Origin of the sequence: Rhizobium sp. LCM 4573 (assembly GCF_001854865.1) — a bacterium.
GTDB lineage: Bacteria > Pseudomonadota > Alphaproteobacteria > Rhizobiales > Rhizobiaceae > Neorhizobium.
In genome coordinates, this window is sequence record NZ_MDDW01000004.1 from 52,978 (window position 1) to 72,316 (window position 19,339).

22 protein-coding genes and 1 pseudogene are annotated in these 19,339 nt (G+C 61.9%); 9 read left to right on the forward strand and 14 right to left on the reverse strand.

Going from position 1 to position 19,339, the window contains the following annotated elements:
* Window positions 1–43 precede the first annotated feature (43 nt).
* Window positions 44–775, forward strand: coding sequence for a YdcF family protein (locus tag LCM4573_RS09305; protein WP_083347393.1), 732 nt, complete (start codon window positions 44–46; stop codon window positions 773–775).
* Between the two features lie 83 nt (window positions 776–858).
* The gene (locus LCM4573_RS09310) at window positions 859–1,650 is read left to right on the forward strand and encodes a 1-acyl-sn-glycerol-3-phosphate acyltransferase (RefSeq protein WP_071006006.1); all 792 of its coding nucleotides are present in this window, start codon (window positions 859–861) and stop codon (window positions 1,648–1,650) included.
* Here LCM4573_RS09310 and LCM4573_RS09315 read toward each other — a convergent pair.
* The gene (locus LCM4573_RS09315; RefSeq protein WP_071006007.1) at window positions 1,635–2,219 is read right to left on the reverse strand and encodes a gamma-glutamylcyclotransferase; all 585 of its coding nucleotides are present in this window, start codon (window positions 2,217–2,219) and stop codon (window positions 1,635–1,637) included. The two genes, LCM4573_RS09310 and LCM4573_RS09315, sit on opposite strands and share 16 nt — an antisense overlap.
* 11 nt (window positions 2,220–2,230) lie before the next feature.
* Between LCM4573_RS09315 and LCM4573_RS09320 the strand changes: the two genes are divergently transcribed.
* Entirely contained in the window at window positions 2,231–3,235 is a 1,005-nt protein-coding gene (locus LCM4573_RS09320; RefSeq protein WP_071006008.1) for a DUF2125 domain-containing protein, read from the forward strand.
* A gap of 7 nt (window positions 3,236–3,242) precedes the next feature.
* Here the strand turns inward: LCM4573_RS09320 and LCM4573_RS09325 are convergent, their stop codons facing one another.
* On the reverse strand, window positions 3,243–4,172 hold the full coding sequence (locus LCM4573_RS09325; RefSeq protein ID WP_071006009.1) for a prephenate/arogenate dehydrogenase family protein: 930 nt from the start codon (window positions 4,170–4,172) through the stop codon (window positions 3,243–3,245).
* Window positions 4,169–5,278, reverse strand: coding sequence for a histidinol-phosphate transaminase (locus LCM4573_RS09330; RefSeq protein ID WP_071006010.1), 1,110 nt, complete (start codon window positions 5,276–5,278; stop codon window positions 4,169–4,171). Before LCM4573_RS09330 ends, LCM4573_RS09325 begins: the two co-directional genes overlap by 4 nt.
* Window positions 5,279–5,434: 156 nt before the next feature.
* Here LCM4573_RS09330 and LCM4573_RS09335 point away from each other — a divergent pair, with 156 nt between their 5' ends.
* Complete coding sequence (locus LCM4573_RS09335) at window positions 5,435–5,863, forward strand: nuclear transport factor 2 family protein (RefSeq protein WP_071006011.1); 429 nt, start codon at window positions 5,435–5,437, stop codon at window positions 5,861–5,863.
* Here the strand turns inward: LCM4573_RS09335 and LCM4573_RS09340 are convergent, their stop codons facing one another.
* Window positions 5,864–6,652 carry a class I SAM-dependent methyltransferase gene (locus LCM4573_RS09340; RefSeq protein ID WP_407071722.1) on the reverse strand — a complete coding sequence of 263 codons (789 nt, stop codon included), beginning with the start codon at window positions 6,650–6,652 and terminating at the stop codon, window positions 5,864–5,866.
* Window positions 6,653–6,707: 55 nt separating this feature from the next.
* On the opposite strand from LCM4573_RS09340, the gene gloB reads away from it, so the two are divergent.
* Window positions 6,708–7,478 (forward strand): hydroxyacylglutathione hydrolase, encoded by a 771-nt coding sequence (gloB, locus tag LCM4573_RS09345; RefSeq protein ID WP_071006013.1) that lies wholly within the window; start codon window positions 6,708–6,710, stop codon window positions 7,476–7,478.
* 26 nt (window positions 7,479–7,504) lie between these two features.
* Window positions 7,505–7,945: a cupin domain-containing protein gene (locus tag LCM4573_RS09350; RefSeq protein ID WP_071006014.1), complete on the forward strand. Its 441-nt coding sequence runs from the start codon at window positions 7,505–7,507 to the stop codon at window positions 7,943–7,945.
* On the opposite strand, the gene LCM4573_RS09355 is transcribed toward LCM4573_RS09350, so the two are convergent.
* The 3 genes from LCM4573_RS09355 to LCM4573_RS09365 are packed head-to-tail and all read right to left on the reverse strand — an operon-like array spanning window position 7,934 to window position 10,314.
* Entirely contained in the window at window positions 7,934–8,593 is a 660-nt protein-coding gene (locus LCM4573_RS09355; RefSeq protein ID WP_157895498.1) for a lysoplasmalogenase family protein, read from the reverse strand. The two genes, LCM4573_RS09350 and LCM4573_RS09355, sit on opposite strands and share 12 nt — an antisense overlap.
* A gap of 34 nt (window positions 8,594–8,627) precedes the next feature.
* Window positions 8,628–9,515: a DMT family transporter gene (locus LCM4573_RS09360; protein ID WP_071006016.1), complete on the reverse strand. Its 888-nt coding sequence runs from the start codon at window positions 9,513–9,515 to the stop codon at window positions 8,628–8,630.
* Between the two features lie 28 nt (window positions 9,516–9,543).
* Window positions 9,544–10,314, reverse strand: coding sequence for a DUF3108 domain-containing protein (locus tag LCM4573_RS09365; RefSeq protein ID WP_071006017.1), 771 nt, complete (start codon window positions 10,312–10,314; stop codon window positions 9,544–9,546).
* A gap of 251 nt (window positions 10,315–10,565) precedes the next feature.
* Here LCM4573_RS09365 and rpmB point away from each other — a divergent pair, with 251 nt between their 5' ends.
* Entirely contained in the window at window positions 10,566–10,856 is a 291-nt protein-coding gene (gene rpmB, locus LCM4573_RS09370) for a 50S ribosomal protein L28 (protein ID WP_071006018.1), read from the forward strand.
* Between the two features lie 112 nt (window positions 10,857–10,968).
* Window positions 10,969–11,604 carry a queuosine precursor transporter gene (locus LCM4573_RS09375; RefSeq protein ID WP_071006019.1) on the forward strand — a complete coding sequence of 212 codons (636 nt, stop codon included), beginning with the start codon at window positions 10,969–10,971 and terminating at the stop codon, window positions 11,602–11,604.
* A 20-nt stretch (window positions 11,605–11,624) separates the two neighbouring features.
* On the opposite strand, the gene LCM4573_RS09380 is transcribed toward LCM4573_RS09375, so the two are convergent.
* From LCM4573_RS09380 to LCM4573_RS09395, 4 genes are all read right to left on the reverse strand, one after another.
* The gene (locus tag LCM4573_RS09380) at window positions 11,625–12,635 is read right to left on the reverse strand and encodes an esterase-like activity of phytase family protein (protein WP_071006020.1); all 1,011 of its coding nucleotides are present in this window, start codon (window positions 12,633–12,635) and stop codon (window positions 11,625–11,627) included.
* Window positions 12,635–14,530 (reverse strand): cobaltochelatase subunit CobT, encoded by a 1,896-nt coding sequence (cobT, locus tag LCM4573_RS09385; protein WP_071006021.1) that lies wholly within the window; start codon window positions 14,528–14,530, stop codon window positions 12,635–12,637. Before cobT ends, LCM4573_RS09380 begins: the two co-directional genes overlap by 1 nt.
* A gap of 17 nt (window positions 14,531–14,547) precedes the next feature.
* On the reverse strand, window positions 14,548–15,540 hold the full coding sequence (gene cobS, locus LCM4573_RS09390) for a cobaltochelatase subunit CobS (protein ID WP_071006273.1): 993 nt from the start codon (window positions 15,538–15,540) through the stop codon (window positions 14,548–14,550).
* A 62-nt stretch (window positions 15,541–15,602) separates the two neighbouring features.
* A complete protein-coding gene (locus LCM4573_RS09395) occupies window positions 15,603–16,232 on the reverse strand; it encodes a J domain-containing protein (RefSeq protein ID WP_071006022.1) in 630 nt (209 codons plus the stop codon).
* A 103-nt stretch (window positions 16,233–16,335) separates the two neighbouring features.
* On the opposite strand from LCM4573_RS09395, the gene LCM4573_RS09400 reads away from it, so the two are divergent.
* Window positions 16,336–16,617 (forward strand): BolA family transcriptional regulator, encoded by a 282-nt coding sequence (locus tag LCM4573_RS09400; protein ID WP_071006023.1) that lies wholly within the window; start codon window positions 16,336–16,338, stop codon window positions 16,615–16,617.
* A gap of 72 nt (window positions 16,618–16,689) precedes the next feature.
* On the opposite strand, the pseudogene LCM4573_RS09405 reads toward LCM4573_RS09400, so the two are convergent.
* The 3 genes and pseudogenes from LCM4573_RS09405 to LCM4573_RS09415 all read right to left on the reverse strand — a co-directional run.
* Window positions 16,690–17,565 (reverse strand): annotated as a pseudogene (locus LCM4573_RS09405) (HlyC/CorC family transporter); the annotation flags it as partial.
* A gap of 11 nt (window positions 17,566–17,576) precedes the next feature.
* Entirely contained in the window at window positions 17,577–18,707 is a 1,131-nt protein-coding gene (gene aroB, locus LCM4573_RS09410) for a 3-dehydroquinate synthase (RefSeq protein ID WP_071006025.1), read from the reverse strand.
* Window positions 18,704–19,294, reverse strand: coding sequence for a shikimate kinase (locus LCM4573_RS09415; protein WP_071006026.1), 591 nt, complete (start codon window positions 19,292–19,294; stop codon window positions 18,704–18,706). The genes aroB and LCM4573_RS09415 overlap by 4 nt, the downstream gene beginning before the upstream one ends.
* Between the last annotated feature and the right edge of the window lie 45 nt (window positions 19,295–19,339).

Consider the following 19,339-nt stretch of genomic DNA (forward strand, 5'->3'; position numbering starts at 1 on the left):
GAAGCCCTGTTCTCGCCACGAATCTCCGGCTATGGACTGTGATATGAATTCGGGCCCGACCATGCGCAGGACACCGACCCCGCGCCCGCCCCAGGGGGGCTGGCTTTCGCGGGATGGCTGGCTGCGCTGGTCGGCGAGGCGGCTCATCATGGCATGCGTTCTGATAGTGGCCGGCCTGTTCGGCGGCTTTCTCTGGTATGCCGATTCAGTGACCTCGCTCAAGGCGCCGGACGGCGTGAAGGCGGACGCCATCGTCGTCCTGACCGGCGGCTATCAACGCATCGAGCAGGCGCTCGGCCTGCTGCGGGACGGGGCCGGACACCGGCTCCTGATCTCCGGCGCCCATCCTTCCACGACGCCGGCGCAGATCCGCAAGGTGACCCAGGGCTCGGCGGACCTCTTCGATTGCTGCGTCGATATCGGATACGATGCGATCGACACTATCGGCAATGCCAATGAGACCGCCCGCTGGATACACGATCACGGCTACAAGTCCGTGCTGGTCGTCACAAACAACTACCACATGATCCGCAGCCTTCACGAACTGCGCCGCGCCGATCCCGAAACGGAATTCATCGCCTATCCCGTGATCAATTCCGACCTCAGTAGAAAGGCCTGGTTCACCGAACCGGATGTGCTGCGCACCATGCTCAGCGAATACGGCAAAGTGGTTCTCGCGACCCTCCGCGACTGGATTGGGTTCCACCGCGGCAGCGGGCTGCGCACCGGCGACACTTCGCAGCGGACGGCAAGCAGAACCTCTCCGGAAGATTGACGGAGCGCCAAGCGCGGAAGAAGAGCTTTTTTCACGCGGCGATCTCGTGTAGGCAACGCCTGTCCACTGGGAACTATGTCTTCATGCTGCTGGCGCGCTCGATCCTTTTCAACATCGCCTTCTATGCGAATCTCATCGTCCGGATGATCGTGCTGAGCCCGATCTATTTCCTGATGCCGCGCAGGGCCGCCTATCGGATTCCCAAGGCATGGGCGGCCTCCTCCAGCTGGCTGATGGCGAAGATCGTCGGCGCCACGTTCGAAATCGAAGGGATGGAGAACGTGCCGGAAGGTGGCTGCATCTTCGCGCCCAAGCACCAATCCGCCTGGGATACGATCGCCCTCCTGCCCTTTCAGAAGGACCCGGTCTACATTCTCAAGCGCGAGCTGATGTGGATACCGCTGTTCGGCTGGTACGCGATGAAGCAGCGGATGATACCCGTCAATCGCGGCGCCCGCGGCAAAGTCATGGTGGATGTCATGATCCGCACCAAGGAGGAGATGGCCAAGGGCCGCCAGCTCATCATATATCCCGAGGGCACGCGCCACCCGCCCGGCGCCGAACCCGAATATCGCTACGGAATTGCCCGCATTTATCGCGACGTGCAGGTGCCGGTGGTGCCGATCGTCGGGCACTGGGGCCTGTTCTGGGGCCGCCGAAAGCTGATCAAATATCCCGGCCATTTCAAGGTGCGCATCCTGCCGCCGATCGAGCCGGGCCTCGATCCCGACATCTTTTTCCAGACGCTGATAGACCGGATGGAGAAGGCGAGCGACGAGCTTCTGATCGAGACCGTGGAAGCCAATCCGCATCTGCCGCTGCCGCCGACGGCGGCCAAGCGGCTGGCGGAGCTGCGGGCTCAGAACGCAGCCTGAACCCCACGGGCCGACGCTTCCACGCCGGCCCCAACCCCTTCAAGCCAGAGATCGCGTATGCCCATTTCCCGCAAATGGGCGAGCGTATTGAAGAGATAGGCATCGTTCGGTCCGGATTGGCCGGAGGAGCGACGCACGATTTCGGCAGCTTCCTCGATGCCGAGCGCGCCTGCATATTGCACATGCGACCGGTCGACAACGTAGCCCACCGCCTTTACGTAGCGGCCGTCGCCTAGCATGACCGCGAGCATCCGTTCCTTGTAGACATTGGTGACCAGTTCCCGCTTGCGCAAATACTCGAGAACCTCGCCGCGGTCTTCAAGACCCACCCGAAACGCCATGCCGCGGCACGAGCCGCCGCGGTCGAGCCCGAGCACGAGACCGGGATTTTCAGGCGTGCCCCGATGCACGTAGGAGCGGATGCAAAGCGAGCGGCGATAGCCGAAGGCGCGTGCTGGTTGCGTCTCCTCATGCGGGAAGCCGGGGTTCCACATGAGTGAGCCGTAGCCAAATACCCAAAATTCGTCCATATCCAAGGCCAAGCCGTATTCGAGATTCGCAGTCACCATTGGAGAACATCATGGCAGCGTCAAGCCGGTCCGGTGTCAGCCGAAAACTTTGGTTCCTGGCCAGCGCGGTGCTCGTCGTCATCGCTCTTTATACCGCCGGGTGGTTCTATGCCGCATCGGTGCTCAAGGAAAAGACGCTGGCCCTGCTCGGCAGCCAGGAGGCGAAAGGGGTGAGCGCTGCCTGCACGGACGCCGAATATCGCGGCTATCCTTTCCGTATCGGCCTCTTCTGCTCCCAGGTCGCGGTTGATGACCGCAACAACGGCATTTCCGCCACCTTCGGGCAATTGCGCTCGGCAGCCCAGATCTACAATCCCGGCCATATCGTCTGGGAACTCGATTCGCCCGCGGTAGTCCGCACCGGCCACGGACTGACCGTATCCAGTACCTGGGAAAACTTCCAGTCGAGCCTGGTGACTAAACTCAAGGGTGTGGAGCGAACCTCCGCCGTTCTCGACAATCTGAAAACCAGCATCGTCTCGGCGGCCACCGGCCAGTCTTTCGACATCAACGCCGCGCATACCGAAATCCATATGCGCCAGAACGGACAGGACCTGGACGCCGCCCTCTCCATCCGCGACACCGACACGACGGCCAAGGGCATACCGGCGCTGCTGCCCAGGCTTTCGGCAAATCTCGACCTCACGCTTGTCGGCCGCGCCGGCATGATCGACGGAAGCGATCCCAACGGCATGGCGCTCTATGGGACACAGGGCGAGATGCGCAGACTGACCGCCGATCTCGGCGAGGGACGGCTGATCACCGTAACCGGCCCCTTCTCCTTCGACGGCGAGGGATATCTTTCCGGCCGCCTGAAGCTTCAGGTCGAAAAGATCGACGCTTGGCGCGACGGCCTGTCTCAGGCTTTTCCCGATATGGCTCGCACGATCGAAACCGCGACGAAAATGCTCTCGGCTCTCAGTGGCGGCGAGAACGCCTCGCTCGACCTGACGATCAATCGCGGCAAGGTCCTGGCAGGCGGCTTCATCCCGATCGGCGAGATTCCGCCGATCTGAGACTCGGCTATTTCTTGGCGTCCAGTGCGTGGCGGCCGAAATCCGGCGCATCTACATCCTGGCCCGCCTGGACGATCGACCGACGGATCGCGCGGGTGCGGGTGAAGAGTTCAAACAGCTTGTCGCCCTCCCCCCAACGGATCGCCCGCTGCAGATAGGCGAGATCCTCCGAGAAGCGCGCCAGCATTTCCAGGATCGCATCCTTGTTGTGCAGGCAGACATCGCGCCACATAGTGGGATCGGATGCCGCAAGACGAGTGAAATCGCGGAAGCCGGAAGCGGAATATTTGATGACTTCCGATTCCGTCACCGTCTCCAGATCGTCGGCGGTGCCGACGATATTGTAGGCGATGATATGCGGCAGGTGCGAGACGATCGCCAGCACCTTGTCGTGATGCTCGGCATCCATCTCGTCGATCCGGGAACCGAGTGCGATCCAGAAATCTTTCAACCGCTGGAGAGCGTTCGCATCCGTGCCCGGCAAAGGCGTGAAGATGCACCAGCGATCGCGGAAAAGCCCCGCAAACCCCGCATCGGGGCCGGATTTTTCCGTTCCCGCCAGCGGATGGCCGGGGATGAAATGCACACCCTTCGGCATATGCGGCGCCATCTGCGCGATGACCGAAGCCTTTGTGGAGCCGACGTCGGTGACGATGGCGCCGGCCTTGAGCGCCGGAGCGATCTGCCTGGCAACGTCCTCGGAAGCGCCGACCGGCACCGAAACGATGACGAGGTCGGCATCCTTCACCGCGTCCTCGGCGGATGCGACGTAATGCGTGCCGAGCTTGAGTTCTTCCGCGCGCTTTAGGGTCTCGGCGCTGCGCGTGGAGATAACCACCTCGCGGGCCAGTCCCAGTTCCTTCACGTCGCGGGCGATGGAAGAGCCGATAAGGCCGATGCCGATCAGCGCGATCCGCTGGAAGTGCGGTTCACTCATGCCGTTTTTCCCATGAATTCACCGAGCGCCTCGATGACGCCGCGATTGGCCTCTTCCGGACCGACCGACATGCGCAGCGAATTGGCGAAACCGTAGCCCTTTACGGCGCGCAGGATATAGCCGCGGCTAGTGAGGAAGGCATCAGCATCCGCCGCACGCTTTCCCTCGACATCCGGGAAGTGGATCAGCACGAAATTGGTGACCGACGGCGTGACCTTCAGGCCGATCGCCTCGAAGGCTTGCGTGAGTTTGCCGATCCAGAGATTGTTGTACTCCACCGCCTTCTCGATGAAGGCCTGGTCCCGTATTCCGGCGGCGCCGGCGGCTATCGCAGGCGCGTTCATGTTGAAGGGCCCGCGCACGCGGTTCAGCGCGTCCAGTATGCCGGCGGGGCCGTACATCCAGCCGATGCGGAGCGCGGCAAGTCCATAGACCTTCGAAAAGGTGCGGGTCATGACGACGTTGCGGTTACCGGAAACGAGCTCGAGACCGGCTTCGTAATCATTGCGGCGGACATATTCCGCATAGGCCGCATCCAGCACGAGGATGACGTGCTTCGGCAGTCCGGCATGCAGGCGACGGATTTCCGAGACCGGCACATAGGTGCCCGTCGGGTTACCCGGATTGGCGATGAAGACCATCTTGGTCCTGGGCGTGACCGCGGCGAGGATCGCATCGACATCGACCGTGCAATCCTTCTCCTTCACCGTGACCGGAGTGGCGCCGGCGGYCATGATCTGGATCTTGTAGACGAGAAAGCCGTRTTCGGTGATGATTGCCTCGTCGCCGGCACCGAGATAGWCATGGCACAGCAGTCCAAGCAGTTCGTCGGAACCGTTGCCGCACATGATGTTGGCCGGATTGAGCCCATGAACGGCGCCGATCGCCTCGCGCAGCTCCTTCGCCTGCCCGTCCGGATAAAGCTCCAGGTGCTCGGCCGCATGCTTGAATGCCTCGATAGCCTTGGGGCTCGGGCCGAGCGGCGTTTCATTGGAGGAGAGCTTGAAGACGCGCGCCACGCCCGGCGCATGATCCTTGCCCGGGACATAAGCGGCAATATCCAGGACACCCGGACGCGGAGCGGGCTCATTCAACACGATGCTCATCGATCGACCTTTTGAATACCAGGACGGCAATTGATCCTGTGGCATTAAAGCCGAAAGAACCCTTTGTCGAGGGCGGTGCGTTTGTGGATGCGATCAGTTTGTTTGATGCGTAATGGTCGGAGCGCTAAGCTGTTCGAAACATCAAGGGAGCGAACCATGAGCAAGGGTGACTACGACGACGTCAGGGCATTGCTGGAAAGCTGGGCACAGGCGCTGCGCACGAAAAATRCCGATGCGATCATCCAATGCCAGTCAGCGACGATCAGGCAATTCACCCTTGCTCCTCCCCTGGAGGAAAGCGGAAACGATAGGGCCGGCCTGCAGGCTTGGCTGGATACCTGGGAAGGCGATCTCGACTTCGAGATCAGGAATACAGACCTGCGTGTTGGCGGCGACATCGGTTGGTGCAGCGCCTTGATGAGACTCGGCGGCCAGAAAATCGGCCAGGGGAAGCTGGGCTCCTGGTTTCGCCTGACCGTGACCTTTGCCCGCGAAAATGGCCGCTGGCTGATTGTCCATACGCATGAGTCGGTACCCTTTGCCATGGACGGTCCGCCGCTCGGGATCTTCGACCTAGAACCGTAATCAGCGGCTTCGGGTAGTCGGCACGCCCTGCGGCGCCAGCACCGGCACGAAGACCCGGCGCGAGGCGCGGGAGGCGACAGGCAGGCCTTGATAGAGCCGCTTCTGAGCCTCGAGCACGATCACACCGGAAAAGACGGGCCAGAACCTCCGCCCCATCCGCTCGAAACCATGCCGGAGCTTCAGCACAGTGCGGAGCTTCGATGGAGGGAAGAACAGCGCCTCGGCGCTGGCGCCCGGCGTGAAGTTCGCTTCCCTGAGCAGCGATGTGAGCTGCCCGCGCGAATAGGGTCGGCCGGAACCGAAGGGCGTGTGCTCCATGCGGGCCCATACCCCACGGCGGTTCGGCACGACGATGACCAGCCGCCCGCCGGGCGCCAGCACCCGCCAGACCTCTTTCAGCGTCTCACGAGGATTTTCGGCAAATTCCAGCGAATGCACCATCAGCACGCGGTCGATAGACGAGTCCGGCAGCGGCAACTCCTCGTCGAAGACGAGGGCCGTAGAAGAAAGCTCGCCGACGGGCCAGTTCACCGCACCCTGGCCTGCCGGCATGAAGGCGAAGCTGCGCTCCGTATCCGCACGGAACCGGTCGAGATAGGGGACCGCATAGCCGAGCCCCACCAGCCGCTCCTCCGGCAACCTGGCCCAGAGGGAGGAAAGCGCCATCACGATCGACTGCTCGGCAAAACGTCCGAGCGGCGAGTGGTAGAATTCACGGAGATCGACGATATCGGTGTGCATGGACGGGGTCTCTGTCTTCAATGCTATCAGAGAGTGGTTGGACTTCAAAGCGCAACCCCCTACATTGTTTCCAAACACATTTTCGGAAAATACGGGGCCTCTGATGAAACCTTTGGAAATCGAAGTCTTTTCATGTCGAAGCGATAACTATGGCGTCCTGGTGCATGACCCGGAAAGCGGGCTGACCGCCTCCATCGACGCTCCCGAGGAGAAACCCATTGTGGAGGCCGCGAACCGACGCGGCTGGAAGATCACTCATATCTTCACCACCCATCACCACACGGATCATGTCGAGGCCAATCTGGCGCTGAAGGAAAGGTTCCATCTCGAAATTATCGGCCCGTTCAACGAGGCGGTCGCCATCCCCGGCCTGGACAAGACCATGGCCGACGGAGACGAGTTCCAATTCGGCGAGCATCTCGTGAGGGTCATCGAGACGCCTGGCCATACCGCCGGCCATATCTGCTACCATTTTCCCGACGACAAGCTCCTGTTTGCCGCCGATACGCTCTTTGCACTCGGCTGCGGACGGCTGTTCGAGCGCCCCGCCGCCGACATGTGGCATTCGCTGCAGAAACTCGCCGTGCTGCCCGATGAAACCGCCATTTATTTCGGCCATGAATACACGCTTTCCAATGCCAGGTTCGCGCTCACCATCGATCCGGGCAACGAACGCCTGAAGGTGCGGGCGGCAGAGATCGAGGCTCAGCGCGCCGAAGGAAAATTCACCATCCCGACCATGATGGGGCTGGAGAAGGAAACCAATCCCTTCCTGCGGGCAAACGACCCTGCCATTCGCCGCAACCTTGTGATGGAATCGAAGACCAATGAGGAGGTCTTCGCCGAGATCCGCAAGCGCAAGGATAATTTCTAGGCCGTCTGCCAATATCGGGAAACACCATGTCTCTTTCGAATTCGAAGGCCGAGGAGATCATCCGCACACTCGGCTTGCAGCCCCATCCGGAAGGCGGCTGGTACGTGCAGACGTTTCGCGACGGGAACGGTACCGACCGAGGCCTCTCGACCGCCATCTATTATCTGCTGCAGGCCGGCGAGCGATCTCACTGGCATCGCGTCCGGGACGCGGCGGAGGTCTGGCACTTCTATGCGGGCGATCCGTTGCTCCTGCGCATCTCCGGAGACGGGCGGAATATCGAAACGGTGACGCTCGGTATCGACCTGACGAAGGGCGAGCGCCCGCAGGCGATCGTTCCGGCGGATGCCTGGCAATCGGCGGAACCGGCAGGCAGTTTCACGCTGGTCGGCTGCACGGTGGCGCCCGGCTTCGAATTCTCAAGCTTCGAAATGGCCCCGCCCGGTTGGGAGCCGTCAGCTGGCTAGGAAAGGAAGTCCGGCGATCGAGAGCGTCAGGATCAGCTGTGCGGCGTAATAGCTGCCCCAGATGAATGGCCGCAGCTTTCTCGCAGCAGGTGATTTCGGGCCGGCAAGGAAGGTCTGGATCGCCAATGCCAGATCCGACACGGTAAAAAGCGCCGCTCCCGCAAAGAGCGGGATCCCGCCCACCGCAAGCGCCGAGAGCGCCATGGCGATGATCGCCAGCGCGTAGGCCGCGACCGGCGGAGCAAGCGTGCCTGCCGGCTTCCACAGCACGAAGAGCATCATGGAAGACGCAATGACGAGCGTCCAGGCGGCCGCATAGCGCCAGGCCTCGGTAACGATGAGTTCGGGTTCGAGCGCCGGCCAAAAAAGCCCGACATAGGCGAGATGGGCCAGAAGAAAGGCTGCAAGGCCACGGATGAAGGCAGGCTTGCCATCATAGGCGAGAAAAGCGTCTCCAATGGCGCCGAGCAGCAGCGCGACGGTCAGCAGCGGCGGCGCGCCGGAAAGTGCCGCATAGCCAGCGAGCAGGAGAACAGGAAGCGTCTTGAATACTGCGCGGTAAAGGCTCGCCGGCCTTTCCAGCCAACGGAAATAGCCGAGCGCGAACGCAATCGAGGCGGCAAGCACCGCCAAAGCCAGAAAATCCACGATGTCCCCCCAACACATCCACCCCCGGATGCGCCTACTCCGCCAAGACCGTCTCCGCCCGCTTCGCCCGCAGCATGTCCCGCGCCGCCAGTACCGCGCCGCCGGTAATCAGCAGGCACGCGACCAGGATGCGCCAATCTGCGTCCGCAAACCCCGAAGCAACGAGGATGAGCGTCGAGAGAAGCGGTGCCGCATAGCTTGCCGCGCCGATGATCTGGATATCTCCGTTCTTCACGCCGTAGTCCCAGGCATAGAAGGCCGCTCCGACCGGCAGGAGGCCGAGCCCGACGACCGCCAGCCACTCACCGCCATTCTGCGGCCAGACGGTTGTTTCCAGCGCCAGATGGCAGACGAGCGAGAGAGCCGAGGTCGCCAGGCAAAAACCGGTGACAACATCCGTCGAAACACGCTCGAACCGGCGCGTCAGCAGAGAATAGCCTGACCAGGTAAAGGCGCAGAGGAAAGCTGCACCATATCCGACGGCATAGGCATCATCGAGGGACAGGCCGTTTCGCGAGACGATCGTCACCGTCCCGGCAAGGCCCGCCAGCGCACCGGCGACGTGATACCAGCGCAGCCTCTCGCCCGGCAGCAGCGCCGAGCCGACGACGATGAAGAGCGGCCAGAGATAGGCGATGAGCCCGGCTTCGACGGCCGGCGCGTTCCTGAGCGCGGTGAAATAGAGAAAATGATAGCCGAACAATCCGCCGATGCCGGTGAGCCAGACCTTCGGCGACTGGCGAAGGAAGGCGATACGCTGCGGCTTCAGGATGAAGAGGATGATGCCGGGCAGGCTGCCGATTGCGAAAGTAACGGCCGAAAGCTGGAACGGCGGCATCTTGCCGGAGGCAGCCGTCATCAATGCCAGCAGCGACCACATGAGGATCGCCGTGAAGCCGATCAGGGTTCCCCGGATTTTCAATTCTGCCCCCTCGAGATCGCGAAAGACGTCAGTTCCCGTATCTGACGGCCGTCACGTAAACCTGCCCCATCCTCGTCGGAATACGGGCGTATACGGGAGCATATACATTCACTGGCTGGGCCTTGGCAAACCAGACTTCCATCGACGTCTTGCGCAGAAACTCGATATCGCTCCGGCCTTGCCTGTAACCGGACTTCGGCACGTAGCGGATATCGCAGACGATGGCCTCTCCCTTGAAGCCCTTGGTGGAGAACTGCCTGGTTCCCTTCGGCGTGAGGACGAGATCCATGCGGGATTCGCCGTCATAGATGGGCAGCCGGCTCGGGCAGACTTTCGCATCCGCCGGGAAGACGAGGCCGCTGAGAGGATCGAGCACCGCCTGCAGGTCCCTTTCCGTCACCGGAACCCAATTCTCCGGACGCCTCGCCTCGGGCTTCACCGTCGTCTCCGTGACATTGCCGTTGCGGTAGGTAACATCGTAGATGCGGGTGCGCTTGCCGTTGCGATAGACGAGATTGTAACGCTGCGCCTCCAGCCGGTCTCCGCGCTTTCTGCCGCTCACGGTCGTCTGCGCCGAGATCCTCGTGATGATGTCAACGAGGCCGGACGATCTGAAAGTGCCGGAAATCTTGTAGTCGCTGCTGCCGAATTCGCTGGCGAAGGAAGCCTTCGCGATCGGCAGGACACCAAGCGAGATATCGTATTCGCTCACATGGCGGATTTCGGCCGTGCCGGCTGAAACGGGCGCGAGAGCCACGGCCGCGACGAGGGCAAGAACGGAACGAACGCGAAGAACCATGATGCCACCTGCCTGACTTCAAGCGGAGGAACCGCCCTTTGCAATCATATAGAGCCTGCACTATGGCAAGAAAATAGCGGCTTATCCGGGGATGAAGGGAAGGCTCGCCAGACCCGAAGGCGGATTTTGGCTTGACGCGGGGGACCTCACTGACTATAGGGAGCCCAACTTTCCAATCAGGACCAATTGGATCGGCGCACCGGGCATTGTCCGGAAGTACCATTCGATTGAATAAGAACAAAGGTGTATCCATGTCCCGTGTGTGCGAACTGACCGGCAAGGGCGTTCAGACCGGCAACAATGTAAGCCACGCCAACAACAAGACCCGCCGCCGGTTCCTGCCGAACCTGTGCCAGGTTACGCTGATTTCCGACGTTCTCGGCCAGCGCTACCGCCTGCGCGTATCCGCCCATGCCCTGCGCTCGGTGGAGCATCGCGGCGGTCTCGACGCTTTCCTGCTGAAGTCCGATGAAAACGAACTGTCGATGCGCGCTCGCCTGCTGCGCCGCCAGATCGTCAAGAAGACTGCGGAAGCCGCCTGAGCTTCACGTCTCACATCCGGCTCTTGAAGAAGGCTTGAACGGATATCCGGGCAAGCCTTTTCTCTTGAGGCTTCATAGAACTCCAACTGGTGGCATCTCCCAGGATAAAAAAATGCGATACACCCGCTATACCGCGATCTACGCAGCACTGATGACGGCCGTCGTCGTCGCCTCGAACTTCCTGGTGCAGTTCCCGCTTTCGGGCTCGTTCTTCGGCATCCAGCTCGGCGACCTCCTGACCTGGGGTGCCTTCACCTATCCGGTCGCCTTTCTCGTCACCGATCTCACCAATCGTCAGTTCGGCCCGGCCATTGCCCGCCGCGTCGTGTTCGTTGGTTTCGTGGCCGGTGTGATTCTGTCTTTCTGGACGGCCATGCCGCGTATCGCGGTCGCCTCGGGAACTGCATTCCTGATCGGCCAGCTTCTCGACATCTCGGTTTTCAACAGGCTGCGCCGRCAGACCTGGTGGCACGCGCCGCTCGCCGGCTCCGTCCTCGGCTCGATCACGGACACGGCGCTGTTCTTCTCGCTCGCCTTCGCATCTTTCTTCGCTTTCATCGGCCCGAACGACACTTTCGCGATCGAATGGGCGCCAGTCCTCGGCGTATTCGCCACGGAAGCACCGCGCTGGATTTCCTGGGCGCTGGGCGACCTCGGCGTAAAGATCCTGGCGGGTGTCGTGCTGCTGATGCCCTATGGCGCGCTGATGAGCGTGCTGAAACCTATGCCGCCGACTAAGACGGCCTGATCTTTCCGCCTGCTGGCCGATCAGTCCGTCAGGCGGAATTCCAGTATCAGATTGCGCTGCAGGAAGGACGTATTGTCGTCCGAGACAAGGACGATGCGCGTCGATCCGTCCGGGCCTTCGATGATATCGAGCCCTTCCATATTGTCGATCGTGTAACCCATATCCGCCTGGAGAAGTACCTCGCCGTCCACCAGCGCGCCGGGGCGGATGCTGTCGCCCTTGATCCTGCGCAGCCGCATGCCGACGCCGCTCGTAAAGGTGAAGCTTCGTTCCAAGAGGAGAAGGTCTCCATTCGGCAGGAATGCGCCGTCCGTCACGTCGAAGGGATCGTGCCTCGCCACCTTGAATATGCCCTTGAGCGGGCCTTCGAGGACGGCCGCAAACAGGTTGCCGTCGGTATCGATGCTTCTCTCCGCGATCGTCACCACGGCCCCCGCAAGCGGGCCCTCGACGGGTGCCACGACCACAGTTTCCAGCCCGCCATTGCCCCTGAGCTCCTCCCGAGGGATGACGAAATCCATTGATTTGGATGGCCTAGAGGCCTGAAAGCCTGGATCGGGATAGACGTCGATCCGGTGACGGCCCTCGTAGCTGACGATCGCCTCGTCTTGCCGAAGAGCAAGCCCTTCTGCATCCATTTCGGATTTGGAGATCTTCCTGTAGCCTCGCGCGTCGATCATCGGGGTCGCGCGAACCTCGCTGAGACCGGCAAGCCTGCCATCGGCATTTCTGACGATCGAACCGGTAATCCAATCGCCATTGTCCGAGACGGCGACAAAGGAGTGCCCATCCGCACGAAACCGTATGCCGGAGATACCGCCGACCCTCGAGTCGGATGAGCGGAAATCGATACCGCCCAGGAATTCGAGCTTGCCGAACTCCCGCTGGTCGGAACCTGATTTGAAGGCTGTGACAGGCGTCGCCGTGACAGGCGAAAACTCCATCGCGGGAGCCAAGGGCGACGCCGCGCCGCAGAACAACAGCGCGGCGTAGAGCGCAAACCGCAAGGGAACGGCCTTGGATGCGGCCATTATCCTGCCCGGCGCGCGCGGCCCCGCCCGGCGGCGTTTTCCTCGAACAGCGCGGCCAGTTGCTCGGTCATGGCGCCGGCAAGCTCATCCGCATCGACGATCGTAACCGCCTTGCGATAGTAGCGGGTCACGTCATGACCGATGCCGATCGCCAGCAACTCCACCGGAGACCGCGTCTCGATCTGCTCGATCACCGCGCGCAGGTGCCGCTCCAGATAGTTGCCGGGATTGACCGACAATGTCGAGTCATCCACCGGCGCGCCATCCGAGATCATCATGAGGATCTTGCGCTGCTCCCGCCGATGAATGAGACGCTGATGCGCCCACATCAATGCCTCGCCGTCGATATTTTCCTTGAGCAGCCCTTCGCGCATCATCAGGCCGAGATTGCGCCGCGAGCGCCGCCAGGGCGCATCGGCCGACTTGTAGACAATGTGCCGCAGATCGTTGAGACGACCGGGAGTTCCCGGCTTGCCGCCGGCAAGCCACTTCTCGCGCGATTGCCCGCCCTTCCACGCCTTGGTGGTGAAGCCGAGGATTTCGACCTTGACGCCGCAACGCTCAAGCGTGCGGGCAAGAATATCGGCGCAGGTGGCCGCGACCGTGATCGGCCGTCCGCGCATCGAGCCCGAATTGTCGATGACGAGCGAAACCACGGTGTCGCGGAACTGCGTATCGCGCTCCTTCTTGAAGGAGAGCGGTTGCATCGGATCGATGATGAGGCGGGAAAGCCGGGCCGGGTCGAGATAGCCTTCTTCCAGATCGAAATCCCAGGAGCGGTTCTGTTGCGCCATCAGGCGGCGCTGCAGGCGGTTCGCAAGCCGTCCCACCGCGCCTTGCAGGTGGGCGAGTTGCTTGTCGAGGAAGGCCCGCAGCCGGTCGAGTTCCGTCTCGTCGCAAAGCTCCTCGGCGAGAACCTCCTCGTCGAATTCCTGGGTAAAGATCTTGTAATCGACCTTCTCGTTGAAATCGTCGAAAGGGCTGTTCGGGCGGCGGGTCTCACCAGGCGTTTCGGAATGATCGGCATCGTCGTCCGACATGTCGTCGTCCGACATTTCGGCGCCATCCATCTCACCTTCATCGAGTTCCTCGTCGGCGGCTTCGCTCTGCTCGGCCGGCGCGGCGTCGGAACCCGCTTCCTCCTCGACTTCCTCGTTCTCGGTCTCTCCGCTGCGAGGCTGGTCCTCCTCGCTCGGGTTTTCCATCTCCTCGGGCTCGGTATCCTCGCCGTCGAGGTCCTCGGCCATCTGCATCGAGGAAAGCATGTGCCGGACCAGACGGGCGAACGCCTGCTGGTCGTCGATGACGTTCTTCAGGTTATCGAGATCGCCGGCCGCCTTTTCCTCGATGAAGGGCCGCCACAGATCGAGCACCTTGCCCGCACTTTCGGGTGGCCTGACGCCGGTCAGCTTCTCGCGCACCAGCATGGCGACAGCCTCGCCGATCGGCGCATCCTCCTGACGCTCGATGCCGGAGAAATTCGCCTTGGCATATTTCTCCGTATGCATGGAGTTGAGGTTGGCGGCAACGCCGGCCATCCGGTTGGCGCCGATCGATTCCACGCGCGCCTGCTCCACCGCGTCAAAGATGACGCGGGCGTCTGTTCCCTGAGGCGAAAGGCTCGCATGCAGGTTGGTATCGTGGCAGGCGAGACGCAGCGCCATCGAGTCGCCGAGGCCACGCGTTACCGCGAGCTCATGAGCCGTCGGCTTCTTGGAGATTTCCGGCAGGCGGATGCGCTCGCCCGCAAGCCCTGGACGCTCGTTGGCGAAGGTGACCTCCACCTCGCTGCTGCCGGCAATCGACCGAACACAGCCGGTTATCGCCTGACGCAGCGGCTCGGTATCGACCGGCCCGCCGGCCCTAGTTCTCGAATTGTCTCCGCGGCCTGCCATTTGCGATGCCGTATTCCTTATGCGCTCAGTACGATACTGGCGGCGCTTTCCTTCAGTTCGACACCGAAGGCGCGCTGGTACTGTTCGGCAACCAGCGTGCGCTCCAGTTCGTCGCACTTGTTGAGGAAGGTGATGCGGAAGGCAAAGGCGACATCACCGAAGATCTCCGCGTTCTCTGCCCAGGTGATCACGGTACGCGGGCTCATGACGGTCGAGAGATCGCCGTTGATGAAGGCCGAACGGGTCAGATCGGCAACGCGCACCATCTTGGAGACGGTTTCGCGGCCTTCCGCCGTCGCGCCGAAGCTCTTTACCTTGGCGGCGACGATATCGACTTCCTTCTCGTGCGGCAGATAGTTCAGCGTGGTCACGATCGACCAGCGGTCCATCTGTGCTTGGTTGATCTGCTGCGTGCCGTGATAAAGGCCGGTCGTATCGCCGAGGCCCACAGTGTTGGCGGTCGCGAAAAGCCGGAAAGCCGGATGCGGACGGATGACACGGCTCTGATCAAGAAGCGTCAGGCGGCCGGAGGATTCCAGCACCCGCTGGATGACGAACATGACGTCAGGGCGGCCGGCGTCGTACTCGTCGAATACGAGCGCGACATTGTGCTGGTAAGCCCAGGGCAGGATGCCGTCCTTGAACTCGGTGACCTGCTTGCCGTCCTTCAGAACGATCGCGTCCTTGCCGACGAGATCGATACGGCTGACATGGCTGTCGAGGTTGACGCGCACGCAGGGCCAGTTGAGCCGCGCGGCGACCTGCTCGATATGCGTGGATTTGYCGGTGCCGTGGAAGCCCGACACCATGACGCGACGGTTATGAGCAAAGCCCGCCAGGATCGCCAGCGTGGTATCACGGTCGAAAAGGTAATCGGGATCGAGATCCGGCACATAGGGATCGCCGTTGCTGTAGGCCGGTACCCTGAGGTCGGTATCGATGCCGAAGACTTCCCGTACTGAAACGGTGGTGTCGGGAAGGTTGGAAATATCAAGATCAATCTTACTCATCATCTCTCCAAGGCGCGGGACCGCCGCCCGGCCGCAAATCCATTCCGCTTTCATTCTATCGCTTAGCAGAAACCGGCTTGCTTCAACAACTGATATGCTTGGATCACCGCGCGAAAACGTTCCTCCGATCCGCGATCCCCGCCATTGGCATCAGGGTGGTGCTTCTTGACCAGTTCCTTGTAGCGGCTCTTGATTTCGGCCGATGTCGCGGTCGCGGCAAGCTCCATCGTATCGAAAGCCTTCGCCTCCAGCGTCTTCAGCTTGCGGCCTTGCGTCTGGAAGCGCCCGCCGCCACCGGCCCGCGCCTGCGAAACGAAGCCGAACGGATCCTTGTAGCGCTGCTGGGTATAGGCAGATCCGGAGCGTGCCGTGGAATGGAGCGGCGCATCCTTGGCGGCCTTGTTGACGCCGACGGTCCAGGTGGGCCGATGACCGGTGATCGCTTCCTTCTGGTAGCGGGCGATCTCGTTATCGGAAAGGCCTGAAAAGTAATTGTAGCCCTTGTTGTATTCCTTGACATGCTCGAAGCAGAACAGGAAGAACTGGCCTTCCGCATTGCGGCCGACGGGCGCACGATGGGCACCGGGCTTGTCGCAGCCATCCCACTGGCATGTGGGGGCCTGGGCCGCAGTTTCCTGCTCCCTTTTCCGGCGGGTCCGGATGCGGTCGAAATATTTGGRGTCGAGCTTCATAAGGCCCTCATTATGGGTTGCCGGCATGGGCACGACAAGAATTGACAAAGCGCTTTCTTACTGGTTTTTGGGTTGCCCCTTTCGCGACGCAACGGAGACCGAAATGTCCGTCAAAGCACGCATCGAAGCCCGGCTGGCCGAAGAACTCGAACCCGAGCGCCTGATCGTCATCGACGAGAGCAGCCAGCATGCCGGCCATCAGCCGAGCATGACGGGAGACGGCGAGACGCATATGCGGGTGCGCGTCGTTTCGAAGAAGTTCGAAGGCCTGAGCCGCCTTGAACGGCACCGGACGGTGAATGCGCTCCTGAAGGAAGAATTCGACGCCGGCCTTCATGCGCTCGCGGTCGAGGCGGCGGCACCCGGCGAAGCGACGCGGTGGTAGCACCAGGACATATATGGGATTTCTTCCTCGGCAGCCAAGCCTTGCGCGTGCTGCCGAGGAAGAAAAAAGCGGCTATTCCCCAGGCAGCGAAACCTCTTCGGCCGGCCGGATGCGCAATCGGGTGATGCGGTTCTTCTCCCGCTTCATGACGATGAAGCGCTTGCCGTAGAAGGTGAAGGCCTGACGCTCTTCCGGGATCAGTTTCGATTCGTGGATGACGAGGCCGGCGATCGTGGTTGCCTCTTCGTCCGGCAATGACCAGTCGAGAGCGCGGTTGAGGTCGCGGATCGGCACAGAGCCATCGACCACGATCGATCCATCTGCCTCCTGGCGAACGCCCTGAATATCGATATCGTGTTCGTCGGCGATGTCGCCCACGATCTCCTCCAGGATATCCTCCAGCGTGAGGATGCCCTGCACCTCGCCATACTCGTCGACCACGACGGCGAAATGCACCTTGCGCCGGAGGAAGGCGTTGAGCTGATCCTTCAGGCTGGTGCTGTCGGGCACGAACCAGGGCTTCTGTGCCAGCTTCACGATGTCCAATGTCTGAGGCTCGATGCCGGGCTCCGCAAGCGCGCGCAGAAGGTCCTTGGCATGGATCACGCCGATGATGTTTTCGGTCGAGTTCCGCCAGAGCGGCATGCGCGTATAGGGGCTTTCCAGGATGGTGCGGACCGCCACTTCGGGCGGATCGTCGGCATTGACCGCCCGCATGGCGGTGCGGTGACGCATGACGTCGGAGACTTCCAACTCCTCCAGATCGAAAAGGCCGCTCAAGCGGTCGCGGTCGGCGGACTTGTCGAAATTGCCTTCCCGATGAATGAGGTCGAGCGCCTCGTGCAGATCGTCATGGCTTGAATGCACCAGGGTTTCCGCGGAAAGGCGAGTGCCCGACGAACGCAGGAGACCGCGGATCAGCGCGTTGACGAAGCGCGAAAGGAAACCTCCTGCAGATGTCATTTCGGCCGCTTTTCCTCCAGGAAACTCATGACTTCGGAAGCAGGAACGTCGTCGGCGACGAAGGACTGCCCGATGCCGCGAGTGAGAATGAAGGTGAGCTTGCCGCCCTTGACCTTCTTGTCCTGTGCGATCGCGTCGAGCAGCTTTTCCGTCGGCGGCAGCTTGCCGGGAATGTCGCTCATCGAGGTCGGCAGGCCGACCGCTTTCAGGTGAGCCGCAACCCTCCCAGCATCGTCCGGGCTTGCAAGGTTCAGCCGCGCGGAGAACTGGTGAGCGAGCACCATGCCGATCGCGACCCCTTCCCCATGGACCAGACGGCGGCTGTCATATTCGGTCGCCGCTTCCAGCGCATGGCCGAAGGTATGGCCGAGATTGAGGAGCGCGCGTCTTCCGGTCTCCCGCTCATCCTCCACCACCACATCCGCCTTGGCTTGGCAGCTTACCGCGATCGCCTCGATCCGCTCCGGCCCGCCGGCAAAGACCTGACCCCAGTTCTTCTCGAGCCAGGCGAAGAAATCCGGCTTGTCGATCAGCCCGTATTTCGCCACTTCAGCATAGCCGGCGCGGAATTCGCGCTCGGAAAGGCTGTCGAGCGCGGCCGTATCGGCAAGCACGAGATCGGGCTGATGGAAGACGCCGAGCAGGTTCTTGCCGTGGCGGCTATTGATGCCGGTCTTGCCGCCGACGGAGGAATCGACCTGCGCCAGGAGCGAGGTGGGAATCTGCACGAAGCGGACGCCGCGGCGCACGATGCCGGCCGCAAAACCGGCGAGATCGCCGATCACGCCGCCGCCGAGCGCGATCACCGCATCGTTGCGCTCTATGCGGGCCGACAGCACCATGTCGGTCACGGTTGCCAGATGCTCCAGGCTCTTCGTCTTCTCGCCTGCCGGCAGGGTCAGCGAAACCGCCTCGATACCATCCGTCTGAAGGCTATCCATCAGGGCTTCGAGATAAAGCGGCGCCACATGCTCATCGGTGACGATGGCCGCGCGGCGGCCTTTCAGCCGCGCGGTGATTTCTCCGCCGGCCCGCGAAATCAGCCCAGGGCCGATGAGGATATCATAGGCGCGCTCGCCAAGCGGCACATGCACCAGACGTTCCGGATACCGGGAGGAAATGTTCATCGTCTCTCACCTTCGCCGGCAAGACCCACGACAGCCGCCAGCACATTCTTGACCATCACGTCCTTGCGGACGTCTTCCGACTCGACCGTGAGATCCGCCTGCGCGTAGATCGGATAGCGCTGGATCATCAGGTTCTCGAGCGTCTGCTTCGGGTTATCGGTCTTCAGCAGCGGCCGATGGTCGCGCCTGCTCACCCGATCCCAGAGAATATCGAGATCGGCCTTCAGCCAGATCGAGACGCCGCCGAGCTTGATCTGCCGCCGGGTATTCTCGTTGATGAAGGCGCCCCCACCGGTGGAGACGACCCGCGGTCCGCCCTTCAGCAGCCGTCCGATCACCCGGGTCTCCAGCGCCCTGAATTCCTGCTCCCCATAGGCGGCGAACAGCTCGCTGATCGTCATGCGCGAGACGCGCTCGATTTCGGCATCCGTATCGATGAAGGGTATCGAAAGCGCCTGGGCGACGAGCCTGCCGATCACCGATTTGCCGGCACCCATGAGACCGACGAAGACGAGGTTGCGCTTGCCGAGCGCGGCGCGCGCCTGTTCGCTCAGGTTTTGGGCGACGGATGTTGCAGCTTCGTTCATTGTCCGGTGTCCGTTTCAAAAAACGGTATCGACAAATGCACCGGC

Coding starts and splice junctions, on each gene's coding strand:
- LCM4573_RS09305 (WP_083347393.1), top strand. CDS start 44: ATGAATTCGGGCCCGACCATGCGCAGGACACCGACCCCGCGCCCGCCC.
- LCM4573_RS09310 (WP_071006006.1), top strand. CDS start 859: ATGCTGCTGGCGCGCTCGATCCTTTTCAACATCGCCTTCTATGCGAAT.
- LCM4573_RS09315 (WP_071006007.1), bottom strand. CDS start 2,219: ATGGTGACTGCGAATCTCGAATACGGCTTGGCCTTGGATATGGACGAA.
- LCM4573_RS09320 (WP_071006008.1), top strand. CDS start 2,231: ATGGCAGCGTCAAGCCGGTCCGGTGTCAGCCGAAAACTTTGGTTCCTG.
- LCM4573_RS09325 (WP_071006009.1), bottom strand. CDS start 4,172: ATGAGTGAACCGCACTTCCAGCGGATCGCGCTGATCGGCATCGGCCTT.
- gloB (WP_071006013.1), top strand. CDS start 6,708: ATGAAACCTTTGGAAATCGAAGTCTTTTCATGTCGAAGCGATAACTAT.
- LCM4573_RS09350 (WP_071006014.1), top strand. CDS start 7,505: ATGTCTCTTTCGAATTCGAAGGCCGAGGAGATCATCCGCACACTCGGC.
- LCM4573_RS09365 (WP_071006017.1), bottom strand. CDS start 10,314: ATGGTTCTTCGCGTTCGTTCCGTTCTTGCCCTCGTCGCGGCCGTGGCT.
- rpmB (WP_071006018.1), top strand. CDS start 10,566: ATGTCCCGTGTGTGCGAACTGACCGGCAAGGGCGTTCAGACCGGCAAC.
- LCM4573_RS09380 (WP_071006020.1), bottom strand. CDS start 12,635: ATGGCCGCATCCAAGGCCGTTCCCTTGCGGTTTGCGCTCTACGCCGCG.
- cobT (WP_071006021.1), bottom strand. CDS start 14,530: ATGGCAGGCCGCGGAGACAATTCGAGAACTAGGGCCGGCGGGCCGGTC.
- LCM4573_RS09400 (WP_071006023.1), top strand. CDS start 16,336: ATGTCCGTCAAAGCACGCATCGAAGCCCGGCTGGCCGAAGAACTCGAA.
- aroB (WP_071006025.1), bottom strand. CDS start 18,707: ATGAACATTTCCTCCCGGTATCCGGAACGTCTGGTGCATGTGCCGCTT.
- LCM4573_RS09415 (WP_071006026.1), bottom strand. CDS start 19,294: ATGAACGAAGCTGCAACATCCGTCGCCCAAAACCTGAGCGAACAGGCG.